The following is a 19,981-nucleotide window of genomic DNA, read 5'->3' as shown; positions in this document are numbered from 1 at the left end:
GGAAATCGCCATGCAGCGCGATCATCGAGAACAGCTTCAGCAGAGCTGGCAGGCCAACGCCGATGCCTGGGCTGCCGCGGTGCGCGAGCAACGCATCGAGAGCCGGCGGCTGGTCACCGATGCGGCGATTCTCCAGGCAGTGCTGGCCCTGGCACCCAAGCGGGTGCTGGATATCGGCTGCGGCGAGGGCTGGCTGTGCCGCGGCCTGGCCGAACACGGCATCGAGCCGGTCGGCGTGGATGCTTCGGCGCCGCTGATCGAGGCGGCCCGCGCCGCCTGCGATGGACGCAGCCAGTACCGGGTCTGCGGTTACGCCGAGCTGGACAGCCAGGCCGAGGCGCTGGGCCGTTTCGAGGTGCTGGTGTGCAACTTCGCCCTGCTCGAGGAGCCGCTGCAGCCGCTCCTGCACAGCCTGCACGGGCTGCTGGCGCCGGGCGGCAGCCTGCTGATCCAGACCCTGCACCCCTGGCGCGCCAGCCACGGCGAGGCCTATCGCGACGGCTGGCGGGTGGAGGACTTCGCCGGTTTCGGCGAGGGTTTCCAGGCCCCCATGCCCTGGTTCTTTCGCACCCTGCAGTCCTGGCTGACGCTGATCGGCGAGACCGGCTGGCGCCTGGAGTGGCTGCAGGAGCCGCTGCACCCGGAGAGCGTGCAGCCGGTATCGCTGCTGTTGCTGCTCAAGCCGCTCTGAGCATGGAGTTGTTGCTGAACCTCGACGTGCCGGACCTGGCGGCGGCCGAGGCCTTCTATACCCACGGCCTGGGCCTGCGGGTCGGGCGCCGGTTGTTCGCGGGCAGCGTGGTCGAGCTGCTGGGGGCCGCGGTGCCGCTCTATCTGCTGCACAAGGCGGCGGGCAGCGGGCCTTTCGCCACGGCGAGGACGGGGCGCGACTATGGCCGCCACTGGACACCGCTGCATCTGGATGTCGTCGTCGACGACCTGGACGTCGCCCTGGCGCGGGTCCTGGCTGCCGGCGCGCGTCAGGAGGGCACGATCAGCGAACAGGCCTGGGGGCGGCTGGCGTTGCTCAGCGACCCCTTCGGCCACGGTTTCTGCCTGCTGCAATGGCGCGGCGACGGCTATGCGGAGGTGTGCGATGAAAGAGTGCAATGACGGTAACCGATTGATTCCCTGCCTGCGTTACCGTGATGCCCCGGCGGCAATCGACTGGCTGTGCCGGGTGTTTGGCTTCGAGGCGCAACTGGTGGTGCCCGACGCGCAGGGCGGTATCGCCCACGCCCAACTGCGCCGGGGGCGCGACATGCTGATGCTCGGCTCGCCGGCCGACTCGCCCCACGGCCGGTGCATGCGCCAACCGGACCAGGCCGCTGGTTGTACCCAGTGCCTGTACCTGGTGGTGGAGGACGCCGATGCCCTGTATGCCCGGGTTCAGGCGGCCGGGGTGGAGGTGGTCATCGAGCTGCGCGACGAGGACTATGGTGGGCGCGGCTTCACCTGCCTGGATATCGAAGGGCATCTGTGGAGCTTTGGCACCTATGATCCCTGGCGGTCATGAACAGGAGGAGCAGTGACGATGCGTACGCTTGAGTTGGCCGGCACCCGGGTGCCGGTGATCGGCCAGGGCACCTGGCACATGGGCGAGGATCGCCGCCAGCGGACGCGCGAAGTGGCGGCCCTGCGCGAAGGCCTCGAGCTCGGCCTGCGGCTGATCGACACCGCGGAAATGTACGGCGAGGGCGGCGCCGAGGAGGTGGTCGGCGAGGCCATCGCCGGGCGCCGCGAGCAGGTCTTTCTGGTCAGCAAGGTCTATCCGCACAACGCCAGCCGCCAGGGCGTGCAACAGGCCTGCGAACGCAGCCTGCGGCGCCTGGGTTGCGAGAGCATCGACCTGTACCTGCTGCACTGGCGCGGCCAGCACCCCCTGCAGGAGACGGTCGTGGGCTTCGAGCGCCTGCGCGAGCAGGGCAAGATCGGCGCCTGGGGCGTGTCCAACTTCGATCTGGACGACCTGGTCGAGCTGGACGAGGCGGCTTGCGCCGCCAACCAGGTGCTGTACAACCTCGAGGCGCGCGGCATCGAGTACGACCTGCTGCCCTGGCAGCGCCGCGCCGGCATGCCGCTGATGGCCTATTGTCCGCTGAGTCAGGCCGGCGCCCTGTTGCGCGAGCCGGCGCTGAGCGAAGTGGCCGCGCGGCATGCCGCCACGCCGGCCCAGGTGGCGCTGGCCTGGACCCTGCGCCAGGGCGGGGTGATCGCCATTCCCAAGGCCGTGGAGGCCGCGCACCTGCGCGACAATGCCGCGGCGGCTGCGCTGGTGCTGAGCGAGGACGATCTGGCCCTGCTCGACGCGGCCTTTCCTCCGCCGCAAGGCAAGCAGGGCCTGCAGATGGTCTAGGCGCAGGGCGCGCGCTAAGGCTTGACGTACCAGTAGTCGTACCAGAAGCCCATGACCTTGGCCGGGTATTTCAGCTGGCCGAGGCTGCCGTTGTAGCGGGCCAGGGCGCGGCTGAGATTGCCGTTCTCGCGCTTGAGGTAGTAGGCCAGGATGGTGCAGCCGTAACGCAGGTTGGTGGCGTTGTCGGTGAGGTTGTCCTGTGGCCGGCCCAGTTCGGCCTTCCAGAAGGGCATCACCTGCATCAGCCCCTGGGCGCCCACTGAAGAAATGGCGAAACGGTCGAAGTGGCTCTCGGCGTGGATCAGGGCGATCACCAGGTCCGGACGCAGCCCGGCCTTGCTCGCCTCGGCGTGCACCAGGCGCAGCAGCGTCAGGCGCTGCTGGTCGTCGGGGACATAGCGGGTCAGGCGGGTGGACATGTCCAGCAGCCAGACCTCGGCATCGAAGCGGTCGGCGAAACTGTCGGCCTGGCTCACCGTGCGTTGCAGCAGTTCGCGCAGTTCCGGCTCGGGCGCCTGGCGCAGGTTGGCCTCGGCGGCACTGACGGCCAGCAGCAGCGCCGCCAGCAGCAGTCGAGGCAGGGGCACAGGCGCCTCAGTTCACCACGGGATCGGCGGCCAGGCGGCCGGCGTCTTCCAGCAGGGCCTTGAGGAAGGCTTCCTGCAGTTCCGGGTCGTTGCGGGTCAGTTCGATCAGGCTCTGCTCCAGCTCGCTGGCTTCTTCTTCCAGGCCCAGGTCGGACAGGCGCTTGACCCGGTGCACCCACTGCGCCACGTCGTCGTCCTCGAGGTCGTCGAAGATCAGGTCGTGGGCCTCGCGCAGCTTGCCGCGCAGGGTGTGGCTGACCAGCAGGCTGGCCTCGGCGCGGGTCTCGTCGCGCTCGTCCTCGACGCTGAGCAGGAGCATGCCGAGACGGCCGATATCCTGTTCGGTGAAGGGGCTGTCCAGCAGGTTCAGGCGTAGCACGCCGCTGCGGTCGGTGAGCAGCTCGAAGCTCTGCTCGCCGGCCAACACCCGCACCGGACGCTCGGCCCAGGGCAGGCTGGAATATTCCATGCGGCGATCCTGCTGGACCTCTTCGATGCTCGCCAGGTTCTGCTCGGCGCGGCCGTTGGACTCGACGTTCATGAAGGGGTTGAGCCCGGCCATGCCGTAGCTGATCCAGTCGCGCGTCGCGCTGTCCGGCAGGCTGCCGAGCAGCACCACGTTGAGCACGTTGGCGCCGATCCCGGCGACCACCGCCACCGCGCCCAGTGGCACCTCGTACAGCTCGCGCCAGGGCTGGTAGGGGGTGTAGCGGTCGTAGCGGCGGGTGACCTCGAAGGCGGTGACCTCGAAGTTCTTCTGATCATGCACGCGCACCCGGCGCTGGGGCAGTTCCAATACCTTGGGTTCGCCCACGTCGATCTGCAGCTGGTGGTCCAGCAGTTTGCGTTCGACGCGCTCCTCGTGCTCGCTGCGTTGCGGCAGCTGGTTGGCGCAGCCGCTGAGGAAGAGGGCGCCGCACAGGGCGGCGCCGATGAGGCGAAGGCTGTTGCTCGTGTGCATGATGTCTCGGTGCGGCGTGATCAGCGGCTGATACGGGCTTGCAGGAAGGGCAGGATGTCGGCCAGCGGCACGGCCTGGGCTTCGGTCTCGGCGCGGCTCTTGTATTCCAGGTTGCCGTCGGCCAGGCCGCGGTCGCTGACTACCACGCGGTGCGGAATGCCGATCAGCTCCATGTCGGCGAACTTGATGCCGGGGCTGGTCTTCTTGTCGCGGTCGTCCAGCAGCACCTCGAAACCAGCGGCGGTCAGCTCGGCGTAGAGCTTGTCGGTGGCCTCGCGGACCTGCTCGGTTTCGTAGCGCAGCGGCACCAGGGCGATGTGGAAGGGCGCCAGGGCGTCGTTCCAGAGGATGCCGCGCTCGTCGTTGTTCTGCTCGATGGCCGCGGCCACCACGCGCGATACGCCGATGCCGTAGCAGCCCATGGTCAGGGTGACCGGCTTGCCGTTCTCACCCAGGACCTGGCAGTTCATCGCCTCGCTGTACTTGGTGCCGAGCTGGAAGATATGCCCGACTTCGATGCCGCGCTTGATCTCCAGGGTGCCCTGGCCATCCGGGCTGGGGTCGCCGGCGACCACGTTGCGCAGGTCGGCCACTGCCGGCAGCGGCAGGTCGCGCTCCCAGTTGACGCCGAAGTAGTGCTTGTCCTCGATGTTGGCACCGGAGGCGAAATCGCTCATCAGCGCCACGCTGCGATCGACGATGCAGGGGATCGGCAGGTTGACCGGGCCCAGCGAGCCGGGGCCGGCACCGATGGCGGCGCGAATCTCGGCTTCGCTGGCCATCTGCAGCGGGCTGGCGACCTGCTCCAGGTTGGCGGCCTTGATCTCGTTGAGCTCGTGGTCGCCACGGACGATCAGGGCGATCAGCTTGCCTTCCTCGGCAGCGTGCACCACCAGGGTCTTGATGGTCTTCTCGATGGCCAGGCCGAAGCCCTGCACCAGGGCGTCGATGGTCTTGGTGTCGGGGGTGTCGACCAGGCGCATCGCTTCGGTGGCGGCGCCGCGCGCTTGCTCGCGCGGGATGGCCTCGGCCTTCTCGATATTGGCGGCGTAGTCGGAGACGTTGCTGAAGGCGATATCGTCTTCGCCGGACTCGGCCAGCACGTGGAACTCATGCGAGCCGGTGCCGCCGATGGAGCCGGTGTCGGCCTGTACCGGGCGGAAATTCAGGCCCAGACGGCTGAACACGTTGCAGTAGGCCTGGTGCATGCGGTCGTAGGTTTCCTGCAGCGAGGCCTGGTCGGCATGGAAGGAGTAGGCGTCCTTCATGATGAACTCGCGGCCGCGCATCAGACCGAAGCGCGGGCGGATCTCGTCGCGGAACTTGGTCTGGATCTGGTACATGTTGATCGGCAGCTGCTTGTAGCTGTTCAGCTCGTTGCGCGCCAGATCGGTGATCACTTCCTCATGGGTCGGGCCGACGCAGAAGTCGCGCTCGTGGCGATCCTTCAGGCGCAGCAGCTCGGGGCCGTACTGCACCCAGCGGCCGGACTCCTGCCACAACTCGGCCGGCTGGATGGCAGGCATCAGCACTTCCAGGGCGCCGGCGGCGTTCATTTCCTCGCGCACCACCTTCTCCACCTTGCGCAGCACGCGCAGGCCCATCGGCAGCCAGGTGTACAGGCCGGAGGCCAGCTTGCGGATCATGCCGGCACGCAGCATCAGCTGGTGGCTGATCACCACGGCATCGGAAGGGGTTTCTTTCAGGGTCGAGAGCAGGAACTGACTGGTACGCATGTTTGGCCGTTCTGTCGGTTGCTAGGGCTTGGAATAGGGCGGCATTGTACGGTGCCTGTACAGTGGCGTACAGGACGGGGCGCCGGCAGATCGGCCGCGTGCCTGCGCAACGACGGCGATAAGCGGGAGGTCGAGGTGGCGGGATTGACTGCGGGGGAGGTTCAGGCGCTGATTCGCGCGGGGCTGCCGATGGCCGAGGATATCGATCTGCACATCGACCGGCTGGACGGCGAGAGCGTGCTGGCGCGGGTGCCCTTTCAGGCCAAACTGGTGCGTCCGGGCGGCACCCTGTCCGGGCCGACCATCATGGCCCTGGGCGATGCGGCCATGTACGCCATGGTGCTGGGCCGCCTCGGGCGGGTGGAAATGGCGGTGACTTCTAACCTCAATATCAACTTCCTGGTCAAGCCCAGGCCGGTGGACCTGCTCGCCGAGGCGCGCATCCTGCGCCTGAGCCGCCGCCAGGCGGTGTGCGAGGTCTCGCTCTATTCGGCGGGCAATGAGGACGAGTTGGTGGCGCATGTAACGGGCACTTACGCGTTGCCGCTTTGAACGCTTCGGTTAATTGAAGTGCAAAGAAAAAGCCCGGCGAATGCCGGGCTTTTTTAACTAGCTATCGAATAACGCAGGAGTTACAGCACTTCCAGCGGGTATTCGACGATCAGGCGGAAGTCGTTCAGGTCGGAGCCGTATTCAGCGTTCTGCACGCTGTTGGCGCGCCAGATGGAGCTGCGGATGCGGAACGACAGGTCCTTGGCTGCGCCTTCCTGAACGACGTACTTGGTTTCGAAGTTGAACTCGTGTTCTTTACCTTCTTCATCGAAACCTTCGACGTCGATATTATCGCCGTAGATGTAGCGAGTCATGAAGCTCAGGCCCGGTACGCCGTACTCGGCCATGTTCAGGTCGTAGCGAGCCTGCCAGGAACGCTCGTCCTTGCGGTCGAAGTCGGAGTATTGAACCGAGTTGGCCAGCCAGATGGTGCCGCCGCCGTCCACGCCATAAGCATAGGCGGTGTCGCCGGAGGAGCGCTGGTGAGCGACGGTGAAGGTATGGGCGCCCAGCGAGTAAGCCGCTGCCAAGCTCCAGATCTTGTTGTCGACTTCGCCCGACAGTGCCTGGCCGTCATCCCTGGTGCGGTAGCCGTTGAAGTCGAAGTTCAGGGCCTGATCTTCTGCCAGCGGCAGGTTGTAATTCAGGTTGATGTACTGCTTCTTGAAGTGATCTTCGACGTCGGAAGCGTGAATGGCGCCGCTGAAGTTGTCGGTGAAGCTGTAGCTGGCGCCAACGATATTGGCTTCGGTCAGGGCGAAAGTGTCGCGATCGGTGCTGACCTGGCTGCTCATGGCGGTGAAGCGGCCGGCGGTCAGTTCCAGGCCTTCGATTTCGTTGCTGGTGATCAGCGTGCCGGTGGTGGTTTCCGGCAGGATACGGCTGTCGTCGGTGCTGAACACAGGGCTGGCAGTGAACATGTTGCCGTGCTTCAGGACGGTGTCGGAAATACGGAACTTGACGGCGCCGCCGACTTCGGTCTGGGTATCGTCACCACGGCCGTCGCCAGTGGTGTCGAACAAGCCATTGCTGTGGCGGCCGCGGCCGCTGTCGAGCTTGATGCTGCTCAGGGAGTGAGCGTCGAAACCGACGCCTACGGTACCTTGGGTGAAGCCGGATTCGTACAGCAGGCGAATGCCCAGGCCGGTTTCTTCGCGATAACCATTCTTGGCGCCGGTGACGCTGTTGAAGTTTGCGCCGCCATTCTTGAAATCGCGGTTCATGTACAGAACGCGATTGAAGATGTTGAAGCTGCTGTCTTCAATGAAGCCGTTGGATTCGGACTGGCTGGACGCCACTGCCATTTGGGAAGTGCCCGCGGCTACTGCCAGGGCGATTACGCTCCACTTCATCACTTGCATCGTGATTGCTCCTTTGGTTTAGAAGAGTTGCGCTGCCCATCTAATTATTGTATGGGCGGCTCTTTCTTTTTGTGTCGGCGCTAACTTATAGCACGCAGCCAATGTTGGCGATAGTTGCAATCTATTCGTTGCGATTTCTTCACAGCAGTGTCGCAAAGGCTTATGAAGGATGTCGCAAATCTGTAGTTCTGCACTTGCGTCCCGTTGCGCCGACTGGTTCCGCGGTTTGAGGTGCCGGATACCGCTGTTATTGACCCGCTGCGCGGCGTGCCGAGCATTGCCCAAACCGATAGCAAAAGTCGTGCTCAAAACCCCAGTTCGGCGTTAAAAGCTCGCTTTTGCCGGCGGCCAGGGGCGCTTTGGTCCAGGCCGAGCCGGCTCCGCCGCGGGTTCGCCGTGGCCGCGTCGACGCTTTGCGGCGAAGGCGGGCGAGGCGCCTTGAGGCCCTTGGCGGCCGTATCGGAAGCCGCGTGCGGTAACGTGCGGCGGCGATTATTACGGTAGGAAACAAAATGGTGCACGCCTGCGGTGCGCGTCGCGCCGAGCTGCCTTGCGCTGGTGCGTGGCGGCGGGGTGAATTGTCGCCGCCGGCCGCGTATGCTGCGCGCCCAGTGCGCCGAGCTGGTCCGGCGCTAAGCTTGGTTGATGGCTTGATGCGAGGAGAGTCGCCATGTTCGTCCTGGATTCGCGTTTGCAGCAGGACTGCCTGCTGATCGGGGACTTCCCCCTGTGTCGTCTGTTGCTGATGAACGATGCCCACTACCCCTGGTTCATCCTGGTCCCGCGGCGCGAGGAGGTCAGCGAATTGTTCCAGCTGGATGCCGCCGACCAGACCCGGCTCTGGCAGGAAACCACCCTGCTGGCCGAGAAGCTCAAGGACACCTTCGCCGCGGACAAGATGAACGTGGCGACCCTGGGCAACCTGGTCAGCCAGCTGCATATGCACGTGATCGTACGGCGTCGCGAGGATGCCGCCTGGCCGGCGCCCGTCTGGGGGCGGCAGCCGGCGCAGCCCTACGCCGAGGACCAGGTGCAGCAACTCAAGGACAAGCTGCGCCTGGTGCTGACCGAGGATTTCCAGTTCGCCGGAGAGGCGGCATGAGCCTCGAGGCGCGGGTCATGGAGCTGGAGAGCCGCCTGGCCTTCCAGGACGACACCATTCAGGCGCTGAGCGACGAGCTGGTCGAGCAGCACAAGCGTATCGAGCGCCTGCAACTGCAGTTGGCGGCCCTGGCGCGGCGTCAGGAAGAGTTGCACGGGCAGGCGGGCGTCGCCGAGGACGAGGCACCTCCGCCACATTATTAAGCCCAACAAAAAATCCCAGGGAGCGATTTTGGGCGTCGCGCAGCGACGGCCAGAAGGGGGGCGCCAGGGATGCCAGGCAACAAAAAGCCCGCGATGATCGCGGGCTTTTTGTTGCTGCGAGGCTCAGCGCCGTGCGGGGGCGGCGGCGATCACGTCTTCGGCCTGCAGGCCCTTGTCGCGCTGCATCACCGAGAACTCTACGCGCTGACCTTCGACCAGTACGCGGTGGCCTTCGCCGCGGATGGCGCGAAAGTGCACGAAGATGTCTTCGCCCGAGTCGCGGGAGATAAAGCCGAATCCCTTGGAGGTGTTGAACCACTTGACCGTGCCGGTTTCGCGGTCGTCTTGCTCGCTGGTCGCGGCGTGCTGACCAGGTTGCGCGCGCGGGCTGCGTTGACTGCTCTGGCGCGGCTGCGGGCGCAGCTGGCTGGTCAGGTGCAGCAGGGTGGCGACGACGGCGATCAGCAGACTCAGCCAGATGGCGGGTTGGCCGCCGATATTCGGCAGCGGCGCGAGCAGAATCAGGCCCTGAACCACGGCGGCGAGGATCAGTAGGGCCGATGCCAGACCCTGCAGCTGCTGGCGGGCTGCGCCGAGGTTGAGCGCTTGCTGCGGCGCGAGCAGTAGGTTGAGCAGGCCGATCAGAGCCAGGTAGGGGGCGTCGGGGGTGGCGAGGAATGTGCCGGAAAAACTGGGAACGGCAGACAGCAGCAGGGCGGCAAACCCTGTCACAAGATGGGCAATCTTCAACATCTTCGATGAACTCACTGATTGAATGACGACTTAGGGTGCTGCGGAGGCGGCAAGTTCGCCGTGGCCAGCTGGACGGCCATGGCGCGCGCCGATGTATTGCGTCGCGCGCGCCGCAGGACAAGAGCGCGGCGCGCGGGGCGTATTTAACAGCAAAGGCAGGGGCTTCTCAAATCAAGCGCTTAGCATGCTTTCGCCGGTGGCGGGGTGAACCTGGTTGCGGCCATTGCGCTTGGCCTGATAGAGCGCGTCGTCGGCGCGGGTGAGCAGGGCCTCGAGGGTGTCGCCGGCTTCGGCCAGGGCGAAACCGAAGGAGGCGGTGATGCTGTCGAGCACCTGGTCGGTGCGGCGCACCTTGACCCGCAGGGCCTGGATCTTGTGGCGTAGCTGCTCGGCGAAGTTGCGCACGCCGGCGAGGTCGGTGCAGCCGCGCAGCACCACGCAGAACTCCTCGCCACCGTAGCGGGCGGCGAAGGCGCGCGGCGGCAACAGCTCGCGCATCAGCTGGCCGACGTGCTGCAGCACGCGGTCGCCCAAGGGGTGGCCGTACTGGTCGTTGAACTGCTTGAAGTGGTCGATATCGAGAATCACCAGGGCCAGGCCCTCGTGCGATTCGTTCAGTGCCTGCTCCAGCAGGCGGGTGAAGGCGTGGCGGTTGAATACGCGGGTCAGGCTGTCGAGGGTGGCGGCCAGGTGCGCGCGCTCCAGCTGGCTGCGCAGGTGCTTGATCTCCTCCTGGGCGGCGCGTAGGCGATAGAGGAATTTTTCCTGCTGATCCTGCATCAGCTGGGTGCTTTCCTGCAGCTCGCTGAGCACGCTGGGCAGGTCGTCGATGATCGGCTCCTGCAGGGCGCTGAGTCCGTGGTTGAGACTGTGCTGGTAGTTCTGGCTGCCGATCACGCTGCGCGAGACGTCGCCTTCGATGTCGTCGACCAGCTCGATCACCTGTTGCTGGCCGGCGCGCGCCTCGTCCAGTTCGGCGCGGATGATGTAGTCGCGAAACAGCTTGACCGCGGTATCCGGCGGGAAGACGTCGAAATCTTCCACGGCCTTGTCCAGGCGGCGGTTGAGTTCCGGCTCGCTACCCTTGCTGTAGGTGTACCAGAGGGCGTAATGCACCGGGTTGGGGGCGATGGCGTGGCGCATCATCAGCGGCACCGCCTGTTTCAGCAGGGTCGCCGCTTCGCGGGTGTCTTCCGGGTAGAGCTCGAGAATGCTGGGGGATTTGGGCGGCTGACTCATATGCGTCACGAAACTCGGTGGCGAATGGCCAGAGCATAGAACAGGCGGGGGGCGACTGCCTAATGAAAAGGCCCGGATCACCGGGCCTCGGGGCGGGTCATGCGGCGAGCAGGCTGCGCAGCATCCAGGCGGTCTTCTCGTGCACCTGCATGCGCTGGGTCAGCAGGTCGGCGGTGGGTTCGTCGCTGACCTTGTCCAGCAGCGGGAAGATGCCGCGTGCGGTGCGCACCACGGCCTCCTGGCCCTGCACCAGTTGCTTGATCATGTCCTCGGCGCTGGGCACGCCTTCCTCTTCCTTGATCGACGACAGGCGCGCGTAGGCGGCGTAGGTGCCCGGCGCCGGGAAACCCAGGGCACGGATGCGCTCGGCGATGGCGTCGACCGCCAGGGCCAGCTCGTTGTACTGCCCCTCGAACATCAGGTGCAGGGTGTTGAACATCGGGCCGGTGACGTTCCAGTGAAAATTGTGGGTCTTCAGGTACAGGGTGTAGGTGTCGGCCAGCAGGCGCGACAGGCCTTCGGCGATGGCGGCGCGATCCTGTTCGGCGATTCCGATATTGATTTCCATAGGGTTTTTTCCTCTCAGGTGAGCCCGGGGTGTCGATCCCTAGTGTTGGGCGGAGCCTAACACGGGACCACTCGGGGCAATCTTGGCTTATGTCAATGAAAGCCATGTTTAGAAGCTATCGATAACTTGCGGTTCACTTTTTATGCAGAAGCTTGGCCAGCAGCCTGGGGTAGGCCGCCGGTAGCAGGCGTTGGACGCGGTCGAGAAAGCGCGCATCGCTGCCGATCAGGATGCGCGGCTGGCCGGCCTTGATCCCGGCGACTATCGCCTCGGCCGCCTGCGCGGCGCTGGTGCGCGCGAGCTTGTCGAAATTGTGGGCGGCGCGCTCGGCGTCCTGCGAGCCGTCGATGCCACGGTAGAAGCGCGCGGAACGGGCGATATTGGTCTTGATCCCGCCGGGATGCACGCAACTGACCGCCACGCCGCGGCAGGCGACCTCCTGGCGCAGGGCCTCGGTGAAGCCGCGCACGGCGAACTTGCTGGCGTTGTAGGCGCCCTGGGTCGGCAGGCTGATGATGCCGAAGATGCTCGACAGGTTGACGATGTGCCCGCTGCCCTGTCGCAGCAGGTGCGGCAGGAAGGCCTTGCTGCCGTGCACCACGCCCCAGAAGTTGATGTTCATCAGCCACTCGAAGTCGTCGTAGCCGAGCGCCTCGATGGTCTGCGACACGGCGACGCCGGCGTTGTTGACGATCAGGTCGGCGCCGCCATGTTCGGCCAGCACGCGGTCGGCGAAGGCGTAGACTGCCGCGCGCTCGGCGACGTCCAGGGCGTGGCAGCTGACGCGCGCGCCGCTGCCGCGCAGGGCCTCGGCGTTGCGTTCGAGCTGCGCCAGGTCGATGTCGGCCAGGGCCAGTTGGCAGCCTTCGGCGGCCAGGCGGGTGGCCAGGGCCTGGCCGATGCCGGAGGCGGCGCCGGTGATCACGGCGACCTTGCCGGAGAGAGAGTGCATGGTGGCTCCTTGCGCGCGATGGTTGTCCATGGAGGCCGGAGCTTAGCCACTCGGGGCGGGCCGGCACAACCGTTTCAGCCGTGGGCCAGGTTGGGGTTCTGCTGCAGGGTGCGGTTGAACACCTCGACCCAGTGCGCGCTGAACTGCTGGCCGGCGAGGTTGTTGATCTCCAGGATGGCGCGCAGCAGCGGGCGCTTGCTCAGGGTCTGGTGGGCGCGTTCGTGGGTGCGCGCGTCGAAGGCGTCGGCGATGTGCAGGATCAGCGCGCCGGGGCTGATCTCCGCCTCACGCAGGCCCTTGGGATAACCGCTGCCGTCGGCGTGCTCCTGGTGCTGCAGGACGATCTCCATGGCCGGCGCCCAGTCCGGCATGCGCCTGAGCAGGTCGCCGGCCAGGCGCGGATGGCCCTGCATCAGGCGGCGTTCCTCGCGGCTCAGGTCGGCCTGCTTGTGCAGCAGCTGCAGCGGCAGGAAGGCCATGCCCAGATCGTGCAGGCAGACCGCCGCCGCCAGCTGTTCCGGGCGCTCGGCCAGGCCGCCCTGGGCGTTGATGCTCAGGCTCAGGTCGAGCAGGCGCAGGTTGCGGCCTTGCCAGTAGCGCGAGCGCTGCTCGGCGGCCTGGGTCAGGGCGGCGAAGAACTGTAGGTCGGGGTGCGCGGCGATGCCGTGGTGGGCCAGCAGGGCGTCGGTCTGGCTCTGCAGCGGCGCGGGCGGGGCTTGCAGGTGGGTGCTGGGGTCCAGTCGCTGCAGCAACTGGCGGCGGATTTCCCCCTGCTGGCTCGCCGGTGCCATGGCCAATGCCTGCAGGGCCTGGCACAGCTGGTCGAGCTGGGCGGCGCCGAGGCGTGCGTTGGGGCCGCCGAGGGCCTGGTCGATCAGGGCGCGCAGGTGGTCGAGGGTCAGCAGCAGGATGTCGCCGAGCAGGCTGTCGAACGCCAGGCGTTCCTCGCGCAGGGCGCCGAGCACGTCTTCCATGGCCTGCGGCAGCGGCATCAGCGCATTGAGGCCGACGTAGCCGAGGTTGCCCTTGAGCGTGTGCACCAGGCGAAACAGCTCGCGCAGCCGCTCGCCGCTGCTGGGTGCGCGCTCCAGTTCGATCAGCAGTTGTTCGCAGCGCGGGAACTGCTCGGCGGCGTCCAGGCGAAAGTCATCCAGCAGGTCGCTGGAGAGGTCGGCGAGGCGGGGCAGGGGCATGGCGGTTCTCCGCGACGAAGGCGCCCTTCATTATAGAAGCCATCCGCCGGGCGGCTGCGCCCCGGCGATTTACCCTATATAATCCCGCTCTTTTCAAGACGGGGCGCGCGGCTGGACGCTCGCCGCGGCGTGGCCTCTGCCCAGTGCGCAGGGCGCCGCCTGACCAATCCAAGACCTTTAGAGAAGCGAACCACGATCATGATGCGCAGCCACTATTGCGGCCAACTGAACGAGAGCCTGGATGGCCAGGAAATCACCCTTTGCGGCTGGGTGCACCGTCGCCGCGACCACGGCGGGGTGATCTTCCTCGACATCCGCGATCGTGAAGGCCTGGCCCAGGTGGTGTTCGACCCGGATCGCGCCGAAACCTTCGCCAAGGCCGACCGCGTGCGCAGCGAATACGTGGTCAAGATCACCGGCAAGGTGCGCCTGCGCCCGGCCGGTGCGGTCAACCCGAACATGGCCAGCGGCGCCATCGAGGTGCTGGGCTACGAGCTGGAAGTATTGAACGAGGCCGAGACCCCGCCGTTCCCGCTCAACGAATACACCGACGTCGGCGAAGAAACCCGCCTGCGTTACCGCTTCATCGACCTGCGTCGCCCGGAGATGGCCGAGAAGCTCAAGCTGCGTTCGCGCATCACCAGCAGCATCCGCCGCTACCTGGACGACAACGGCTTCCTCGACGTCGAGACGCCGATCCTGACCCGCGCCACCCCGGAAGGCGCGCGCGACTACCTGGTGCCGAGCCGCACCCACGCCGGCAGCTTCTTCGCCCTGCCGCAGTCGCCGCAGCTGTTCAAGCAACTGCTGATGGTGGCCGGCTTCGACCGCTACTACCAGATCGCCAAGTGCTTCCGCGACGAAGACCTGCGTGCCGACCGTCAGCCGGAATTCACCCAGATCGACATCGAGACCAGCTTCCTCGATGAAAGCGACATCATGGCCATCACCGAGACCATGGTGCGCAACCTGTTCAAGGAAGTGCTGGACGTCGAGTTCGGCGAACTGCCGCACATGACCCTGGCCGAAGCCATGCGCCGCTTCGGCTCAGACAAGCCGGACCTGCGTATCCCGCTGGAGCTGGTGGACGTGGAGGACCAGCTCAAGGACGTCGAATTCAAGGTGTTCGCCGGCCCTGCCAACGACCCGAAATGCCGCGTCACCGCGCTGCGCGTACCGGGCGGGGCGAGCATGCCGCGCAAGCAGATCGACGACTACACCAAGTTCGTCGGCATCTACGGCGCCAAGGGCCTGGCCTATATCAAGGTCAACGAGCGTGCTGCCGGCGTTGACGGTCTGCAGTCGCCGATCGTCAAGAACATCCCGCTGGACAACATCAACGTCATCCTCGACCGTGTTGGCGCCGTCGATGGCGATATCGTGTTCTTCGGCGCCGACAAGGCCAAGATCGTCAGCGAGGCCCTGGGCGCGCTGCGCATCAAGCTGGGTCACGACCTCAATCTGCTGACCTGCGAGTGGGCGCCGCTGTGGGTGGTCGACTTCCCGATGTTCGAGGAAAACGACGACGGCAGCCTGACCGCCATGCACCACCCCTTCACCTCGCCGAGCTGCAGCCCCGAGGAGCTGGAGGCCAACCCGGCCGCCGCGCTGTCGCGCGCCTATGACATGGTGCTCAACGGTACCGAGCTGGGTGGCGGCTCGATCCGTATCCACGACAAGGCCATGCAGCAGACCGTGTTCCGCGTGCTCGGCATCAGCGAAGAGGAGCAGCAGGAGAAGTTCGGCTTCCTCCTCGATGCGCTCAAATACGGCGCGCCGCCCCACGGCGGCCTGGCCTTCGGCCTGGACCGCCTGGTGATGCTGATGACCGGCGCCAGCTCGATCCGCGAAGTGATCGCCTTCCCGAAAACCCAGAGCGCCGCCTGCGTGATGACCCAGGCCCCGGGCATCGTCGACAACAAATCGCTGCGCGAGCTGCATATCCGCCTGCGCGAGCAGGCCAAGGCCGAATAAGCCTGTACAAGAAGCCTGGATTGCCAGGCTTCTTCGTTTTGGGGGCGCCCCCCCGGCAATTGTTCAATGAAAGAAACGGAGTGAGTTATGGCTGGTCATTCCAAATGGGCCAATATCAAGCACCGCAAGGGTCGTCAGGACGCCAAGCGCGGCAAGATCTTCACCAAGCTGATCCGTGAACTGACGGTGGCGGCCAAGCATGGCGGGCCGATCCCGGCGGACAACCCGCGCCTGCGCCTGGCGGTGGACAAGGCGCTGACCGCCAACATGTCGCGCGAGGTGATCGATCGCGCCATCGCCCGCGGCGCCGGCAACAACGAAGCCGACAACGTCGTCGAGTTCAGCTACGAAGGCTACGCGCCGAGCGGCGTGGCGATCATCGTCGAAGTGATGACCGATAACCGCAACCGTACCGCCGCCGAAGTGCGCCATGCCTTCAGCAAGTGCGGCGGCAACCTCGGCACCGACGGTTCGGTGGCCTACATGTTCGAGCGCAAGGGCCAGCTCAGCTTCGCTCCCGGCGTGGATGAGGACGCCCTGATGGAAGCGGCGCTGGACGCCGGCGCCGACGACGTGGAGATGGGCGAGGACGGCTCGGCGCTGGTGTCCACCAGCTTCACCGAGTTCCACGCGGTCAACGAGGCGCTGGCGGCCGCCGGCTTCAAGGCCGACGAGGCGGAAATCGCCATGATCCCCTCGATCAGCGCGCCGATTGCCGATCTGGAAACCGCGCAGAAGGTGATCAAACTGATCGACATGCTGGAAGACCTCGACGACGTGCAGAACGTCTACCACAACGCGGAAATCCCCGACGAGATCATGGATCAGTTGGGCTGAGCCATAGGACAGGCCGTGAGCCGGAAGTCGCCGCGGGCACTTCCGGCTTTTTCATATCTGCCCGCCGGGCATCCGCTACTGGGTGACGGCGGCCCGTCGGCGCCCCTATACTCGCGCCCTGGATAAATAGACAGTGTGACGCCTGGCGCGTCATCGATGGAAAACAGGCATGACGCTGATTCTGGGGATAGATCCCGGCTCGCGCATCACCGGCTACGGCGTGGTGCGCGATACCGGCCGTGGCTGCGAGTACGTCGCCAGTGGCTGCATTCGCACCGGTGACGGGTCCCTGGCCGAGCGCCTGCAGATCGTCTTTCGCGGCGTCGGCGAGGTGATCCGCAGCTATGGGCCGGTGACCATGGGCATCGAACAGGTGTTCATGGCGCGCAACGCCGATTCGGCGCTCAAGCTCGGCCAGGCGCGCGGCGCCGCCATAGTCGCGGCGGTGGAGGCGGGGCTGGAGGTGGCCGAGTACACCGCCACCCAGGTCAAGCAGGCGGTGGTCGGTACCGGCGCGGCGGACAAGCAGCAGGTGCAGATGATGGTCATGCACCTGCTCAAGCTGACGCAGAAGCCGCAGATCGACGCCTCCGACGCCCTCGGCATCGCCCTGTGCCACGCCCACCATCGGCAGAGCCTGATTCCCCACGGCCTGGCCGGCGCCAAGCGGCGCGGCGGGCGCCTTCGTTTGTAATCTAATTAAAGGACAGCAGTGGTGATCGGACGTTTGCGCGGCACCCTGGCGGAAAAGCAGCCGCCGCATTTGCTTCTGGATGTAAATGGCGTCGGTTATGAGCTGGAAGTGCCGATGACCACCCTTTATCGTCTGCCCTCGGTGGGCGAGCCGCTGTGCCTGCACACCCACCAGGTGGTGCGCGAGGATGCCCAGCTGCTCTACGGCTTCTTCGAGAAGCGCGAGCGCGAGCTGTTCCGCGAGCTGATCCGGCTCAACGGCGTCGGCCCCAAGCTGGCCCTGGCGCTGATGTCCGGGCTGGAGGTGGACGAGCTGGTACGCTGCGTGCAGGCTCAGGACGCCGCGGCGCTGACCAAGGTGCCGGGCGTCGGCAAGAAGACCGCCGAGCGCCTGCTGGTGGAACTCAAGGACCGCTTCAAGGCCTGGGAAAGCATGCCGGCCATCGCCACCCTGGTGGTTGAACCTCGCGCCGGGGGGGCAGTCTCAAGCGCGGAGAATGACGCGGTGAGTGCCCTGATATCCCTGGGCTACAAGCCGCAAGAGGCCAGCCGGGCCGTGGCGGCCGTCAAGGAGGATGGTTTGACCAGCGAAGATTTGATCCGTCGCGCCTTGCGCGGCATGGCTTAGTGGAACCCTATCGATGATCGAAGCCGATCGCCTGATTACCGCCAGCCCGCGCGAGCGCGACGAGCAGCAGGATCGCGCCATCCGTCCGCTGAGGCTGGCCGAATACATCGGCCAGCCCGGCGTGCGCGAGCAGATGGAACTGTTTATCCAGGCCGCCAGGGGCAGGGCCGAATCCCTCGACCACACCCTGATCTTCGGTCCGCCGGGCCTGGGCAAGACCACCCTGGCCAATATCATCGCCCAGGAAATGGGCGTGTCGATCAAGAGCACCTCCGGCCCGGTGCTGGAGCGCCCGGGCGATCTGGCCGCGCTGCTGACCAACCTGGAGGCCGGCGACGTGCTGTTCGTCGACGAGATCCACCGCCTCTCGCCCATAGTCGAGGAGGTGCTGTACCCGGCCATGGAGGACTTCCAGCTCGACATCATGATCGGCGAAGGTCCGGCCGCGCGCTCGATCAAGCTGGATTTGCCGCCCTTCACCCTGGTCGGCGCCACCACCCGCGCCGGCATGCTGACCAACCCGCTGCGCGATCGCTTCGGCATCGTCCAGCGCCTGGAGTTCTACGGCATCGACGACCTGGCGACCATCGTCACGCGTTCGGCCGGCATCCTCGGTCTGCCCATCGAAGAGCGGGGCGCCTACGAAATCGCCCGCCGCGCCCGTGGTACGCCGCGTATCGCCAACCGCCTGCTGCGCCGGGTGCGCGACTTCGCCGAGGTGCGCGGGCGTGGCCATATCACCCGCGACATCGCCGATCAGGCGCTGAACCTGCTGGACGTCGACGAACGCGGCTTCGACCACTCCGACCGCCGTCTGCTGCTGGCCATGATCGAGAAGTTCGACGGCGGCCCGGTGGGCGTCGACAGCCTGGCCGCGGCCATCAGCGAGGAGCGCCACACCATCGAGGACGTGCTCGAGCCCTACCTGATCCAGCAGGGCTACATGATGCGCACGCCGCGCGGGCGGGTGGTGACCCGTCACGCCTACCTGCATTTCGGCCTGAACCTTCCCAAGCGCCTCGGCGAGCAGCCGGGCGCGGATCTCTTCGCGGTGAGCGACGAATGACGAAAAAATTGTTACCAAGCCGGATTGGCAAGCAGCAGGGCGAGGACTAGAGTATGCGCGCGCAAAACGGAGTCCAGCCGTTCAGCCACCGTTGCCGGGTCTATTACGAGGACACCGACGCCGGCGGTATCGTCTACTACGTCAACTACCTCAAATTCATGGAGCGGGCTCGCACCGAGCGTCTGCGTGAACTGGGTTATGCCCAGTCGGCGCTGGCCGGTGAGGGCCTGTTGTTCGTCGTGCATTCGGCCGAGGCGCGCTATCACGCGCCGGCGCGGCTGGACGACGAGCTGACCATCAGCGCCGAGGTAATCGAATTGAACCGTGTCAGCCTGCGTTTTCGTCAACAGGTCAGGCGGGCCGCGGATGCTGTGCTGCTCTGCGAAGGGCAGTTCCTGGTGGCCTGTGTGCGCGCCGACAACTTGAAACCCCGGGCCATCCCCGAATCCCTGCGCCATGCGTTCGCCGGGGTGCAGGCGCCGGGCCTAATTGCAGCAGGAGAGTAAGCGTGGAAGCCAACGCCAACGCCGTTGACCATATGTCGATGTGGAGTCTGATCAGTAACGCCAGTCTGGTGGTGCAGTTGGTGATGCTCACCCTGGTGGCCGCCTCGGTCATTTCCTGGGTGATGATCTTCCAGCGCAGCAATGCCATTCGCGCCGCCAAGCGCGCGCTGGATGCCTTCGAGGATCGCTTCTGGTCCGGTATCGACCTGTCCAAGCTGTATCGCCAGGCCGGCAGCAACCCCGACCCGGATTCCGGTCTGGAGCAGATCTTCCGCGCCGGCTTCAAGGAATTTTCCCGCCTGCGCCAGCAGCAGGGCGTCGACCCGGATGCGGTGATGGATGGGGTGTCGCGTGCCATGCGCGTGGCCATCTCGCGCGAAGAAGAGAAGCTGGAAACCGCGCTGCCGTTCCTCGCCACCGTCGGCTCCACCAGCCCCTACATCGGCCTGTTCGGCACCGTATGGGGCATCATGAACTCCTTCCGCGGCCTGGCCCAGGTGCAGCAGGCCACCCTGGCCACCGTCGCCCCGGGCATCGCCGAGGCGCTGATCGCCACCGCCATCGGCCTGTTCGCCGCGATTCCCGCGGTGATCGCCTACAACCGTTTCGCCGCCCGCGGTGAAATGCTGATCGGTCGTTACTACACCTTCGCCGACGAGTTCCAGGCCATCCTGCACCGCAAGGTGCACACCTCGGACGACTAAGACGCGCGCA

General features: G+C 66.0%; 22 protein-coding genes and 2 pseudogenes. 14 read left to right on the top strand and 10 right to left on the bottom strand.

All coding sequences use genetic code 11. From position 1 onward, the window contains the following. Nucleotides 1-10: 10 nt before the first annotated feature. The 4 genes from EA796_RS03695 to EA796_RS03680 are packed head-to-tail and all read left to right on the top strand — an operon-like array spanning nt 11 to nt 2,356. Complete coding sequence (locus tag EA796_RS03695; RefSeq protein WP_031303464.1) at nt 11-691, top strand: bifunctional 2-polyprenyl-6-hydroxyphenol methylase/3-demethylubiquinol 3-O-methyltransferase UbiG; 681 nt, start codon at nt 11-13, stop codon at nt 689-691. A gap of 2 nt (nt 692-693) precedes the next feature. After that, the gene (locus EA796_RS03690) at nt 694-1,113 is read left to right on the top strand and encodes a VOC family protein (RefSeq protein WP_122107563.1); all 420 of its coding nucleotides are present in this window, start codon (nt 694-696) and stop codon (nt 1,111-1,113) included. After that, entirely contained in the window at nt 1,097-1,516 is a 420-nt protein-coding gene (locus tag EA796_RS03685) for a VOC family protein (RefSeq protein WP_122107562.1), read from the top strand. The genes EA796_RS03690 and EA796_RS03685 overlap by 17 nt, the downstream gene beginning before the upstream one ends. A gap of 18 nt (nt 1,517-1,534) precedes the next feature. Beyond that, the gene (locus tag EA796_RS03680; protein WP_122107561.1) at nt 1,535-2,356 is read left to right on the top strand and encodes an aldo/keto reductase; all 822 of its coding nucleotides are present in this window, start codon (nt 1,535-1,537) and stop codon (nt 2,354-2,356) included. A gap of 14 nt (nt 2,357-2,370) precedes the next feature. Here the strand turns inward: EA796_RS03680 and EA796_RS03675 are convergent, their stop codons facing one another. Genes EA796_RS03675 through EA796_RS03665 form a run of 3 tightly spaced genes read right to left on the bottom strand, consistent with a single transcriptional unit; the run spans nt 2,371 to nt 5,640 of the window. Further along, nucleotides 2,371-2,943 (bottom strand): lytic transglycosylase domain-containing protein, encoded by a 573-nt coding sequence (locus tag EA796_RS03675; RefSeq protein WP_122107560.1) that lies wholly within the window; start codon nt 2,941-2,943, stop codon nt 2,371-2,373. Between the two features lie 7 nt (nt 2,944-2,950). After that, on the bottom strand, nt 2,951-3,904 hold the full coding sequence (locus EA796_RS03670; protein WP_122107559.1) for a hypothetical protein: 954 nt from the start codon (nt 3,902-3,904) through the stop codon (nt 2,951-2,953). Nucleotides 3,905-3,924: 20 nt separating this feature from the next. Continuing rightward, the gene (locus EA796_RS03665) at nt 3,925-5,640 is read right to left on the bottom strand and encodes a proline--tRNA ligase (protein WP_122107558.1); all 1,716 of its coding nucleotides are present in this window, start codon (nt 5,638-5,640) and stop codon (nt 3,925-3,927) included. A 144-nt stretch (nt 5,641-5,784) separates the two neighbouring features. Here EA796_RS03665 and EA796_RS03660 point away from each other — a divergent pair, with 144 nt between their 5' ends. Further along, nucleotides 5,785-6,192 carry a PaaI family thioesterase gene (locus tag EA796_RS03660; protein WP_031303460.1) on the top strand — a complete coding sequence of 136 codons (408 nt, stop codon included), beginning with the start codon at nt 5,785-5,787 and terminating at the stop codon, nt 6,190-6,192. A gap of 80 nt (nt 6,193-6,272) precedes the next feature. Here the strand turns inward: EA796_RS03660 and EA796_RS03655 are convergent, their stop codons facing one another. Continuing rightward, the gene (locus EA796_RS03655; RefSeq protein ID WP_122107557.1) at nt 6,273-7,553 is read right to left on the bottom strand and encodes an OprD family porin; all 1,281 of its coding nucleotides are present in this window, start codon (nt 7,551-7,553) and stop codon (nt 6,273-6,275) included. A gap of 670 nt (nt 7,554-8,223) precedes the next feature. Here EA796_RS03655 and EA796_RS03650 point away from each other — a divergent pair. Both EA796_RS03650 and EA796_RS03645 read left to right on the top strand, forming a co-directional pair. Continuing rightward, nucleotides 8,224-8,655, top strand: coding sequence for an HIT domain-containing protein (locus EA796_RS03650; protein ID WP_122107556.1), 432 nt, complete (start codon nt 8,224-8,226; stop codon nt 8,653-8,655). Next, the gene (locus EA796_RS03645) at nt 8,652-8,858 is read left to right on the top strand and encodes a SlyX family protein (protein ID WP_021445047.1); all 207 of its coding nucleotides are present in this window, start codon (nt 8,652-8,654) and stop codon (nt 8,856-8,858) included. Before EA796_RS03650 ends, EA796_RS03645 begins: the two co-directional genes overlap by 4 nt. A gap of 123 nt (nt 8,859-8,981) precedes the next feature. Here EA796_RS03645 and EA796_RS23270 read toward each other — a convergent pair. The 6 genes and pseudogenes from EA796_RS23270 to EA796_RS03620 form a co-directional block, all read right to left on the bottom strand. Next, a pseudogene (locus EA796_RS23270) lies at nt 8,982-9,200 on the bottom strand (cold-shock protein); the annotation flags it as partial. Between the two features lie 99 nt (nt 9,201-9,299). Next, nucleotides 9,300-9,611: pseudogene (locus EA796_RS23550) on the bottom strand (cold shock domain-containing protein membrane protein); the annotation flags it as partial. A 171-nt stretch (nt 9,612-9,782) separates the two neighbouring features. After that, complete coding sequence (locus tag EA796_RS03635) at nt 9,783-10,850, bottom strand: GGDEF domain-containing protein (RefSeq protein ID WP_122107554.1); 1,068 nt, start codon at nt 10,848-10,850, stop codon at nt 9,783-9,785. Nucleotides 10,851-10,947: 97 nt separating this feature from the next. Continuing rightward, the gene (locus tag EA796_RS03630) at nt 10,948-11,418 is read right to left on the bottom strand and encodes a Dps family protein (protein WP_021445044.1); all 471 of its coding nucleotides are present in this window, start codon (nt 11,416-11,418) and stop codon (nt 10,948-10,950) included. Nucleotides 11,419-11,551: 133 nt separating this feature from the next. Then, the gene (locus tag EA796_RS03625; RefSeq protein WP_122107553.1) at nt 11,552-12,370 is read right to left on the bottom strand and encodes an SDR family oxidoreductase; all 819 of its coding nucleotides are present in this window, start codon (nt 12,368-12,370) and stop codon (nt 11,552-11,554) included. A 74-nt stretch (nt 12,371-12,444) separates the two neighbouring features. After that, nucleotides 12,445-13,563, bottom strand: a complete 1,119-nt coding sequence (locus tag EA796_RS03620; protein WP_122107552.1) for an HD domain-containing phosphohydrolase — start codon at nt 13,561-13,563, stop codon at nt 12,445-12,447. 198 nt (nt 13,564-13,761) lie between these two features. Here EA796_RS03620 and aspS point away from each other — a divergent pair, with 198 nt between their 5' ends. From aspS to tolQ, 7 genes are all read left to right on the top strand, one after another. Beyond that, nucleotides 13,762-15,537 carry an aspartate--tRNA ligase gene (gene aspS, locus EA796_RS03615; protein ID WP_021445491.1) on the top strand — a complete coding sequence of 592 codons (1,776 nt, stop codon included), beginning with the start codon at nt 13,762-13,764 and terminating at the stop codon, nt 15,535-15,537. 87 nt (nt 15,538-15,624) lie between these two features. After that, nucleotides 15,625-16,374: a YebC/PmpR family DNA-binding transcriptional regulator gene (locus EA796_RS03610; protein ID WP_021445490.1), complete on the top strand. Its 750-nt coding sequence runs from the start codon at nt 15,625-15,627 to the stop codon at nt 16,372-16,374. A gap of 169 nt (nt 16,375-16,543) precedes the next feature. Beyond that, nucleotides 16,544-17,068 (top strand): crossover junction endodeoxyribonuclease RuvC, encoded by a 525-nt coding sequence (gene ruvC, locus EA796_RS03605; protein WP_122107551.1) that lies wholly within the window; start codon nt 16,544-16,546, stop codon nt 17,066-17,068. A 21-nt stretch (nt 17,069-17,089) separates the two neighbouring features. After that, complete coding sequence (ruvA, locus tag EA796_RS03600; RefSeq protein WP_122107550.1) at nt 17,090-17,695, top strand: Holliday junction branch migration protein RuvA; 606 nt, start codon at nt 17,090-17,092, stop codon at nt 17,693-17,695. Between the two features lie 13 nt (nt 17,696-17,708). Then, nucleotides 17,709-18,761, top strand: coding sequence for a Holliday junction branch migration DNA helicase RuvB (ruvB, locus tag EA796_RS03595; RefSeq protein WP_122107549.1), 1,053 nt, complete (start codon nt 17,709-17,711; stop codon nt 18,759-18,761). Between the two features lie 53 nt (nt 18,762-18,814). Beyond that, complete coding sequence (gene ybgC, locus EA796_RS03590) at nt 18,815-19,267, top strand: tol-pal system-associated acyl-CoA thioesterase (RefSeq protein ID WP_122107548.1); 453 nt, start codon at nt 18,815-18,817, stop codon at nt 19,265-19,267. 32 nt (nt 19,268-19,299) lie between these two features. After that, entirely contained in the window at nt 19,300-19,971 is a 672-nt protein-coding gene (gene tolQ / locus EA796_RS03585; protein ID WP_031303639.1) for a protein TolQ, read from the top strand. Nucleotides 19,972-19,981 lie beyond the last annotated feature (10 nt).

It is taken from the genome of Pseudomonas sp. AOB-7, assembly GCF_003696305.1.
GTDB lineage: Bacteria > Pseudomonadota > Gammaproteobacteria > Pseudomonadales > Pseudomonadaceae > Aquipseudomonas.
The sequence above is the reverse complement of the archived record's forward strand: the minus strand, read 5'-3'. Positions and strand labels throughout refer to the sequence as shown.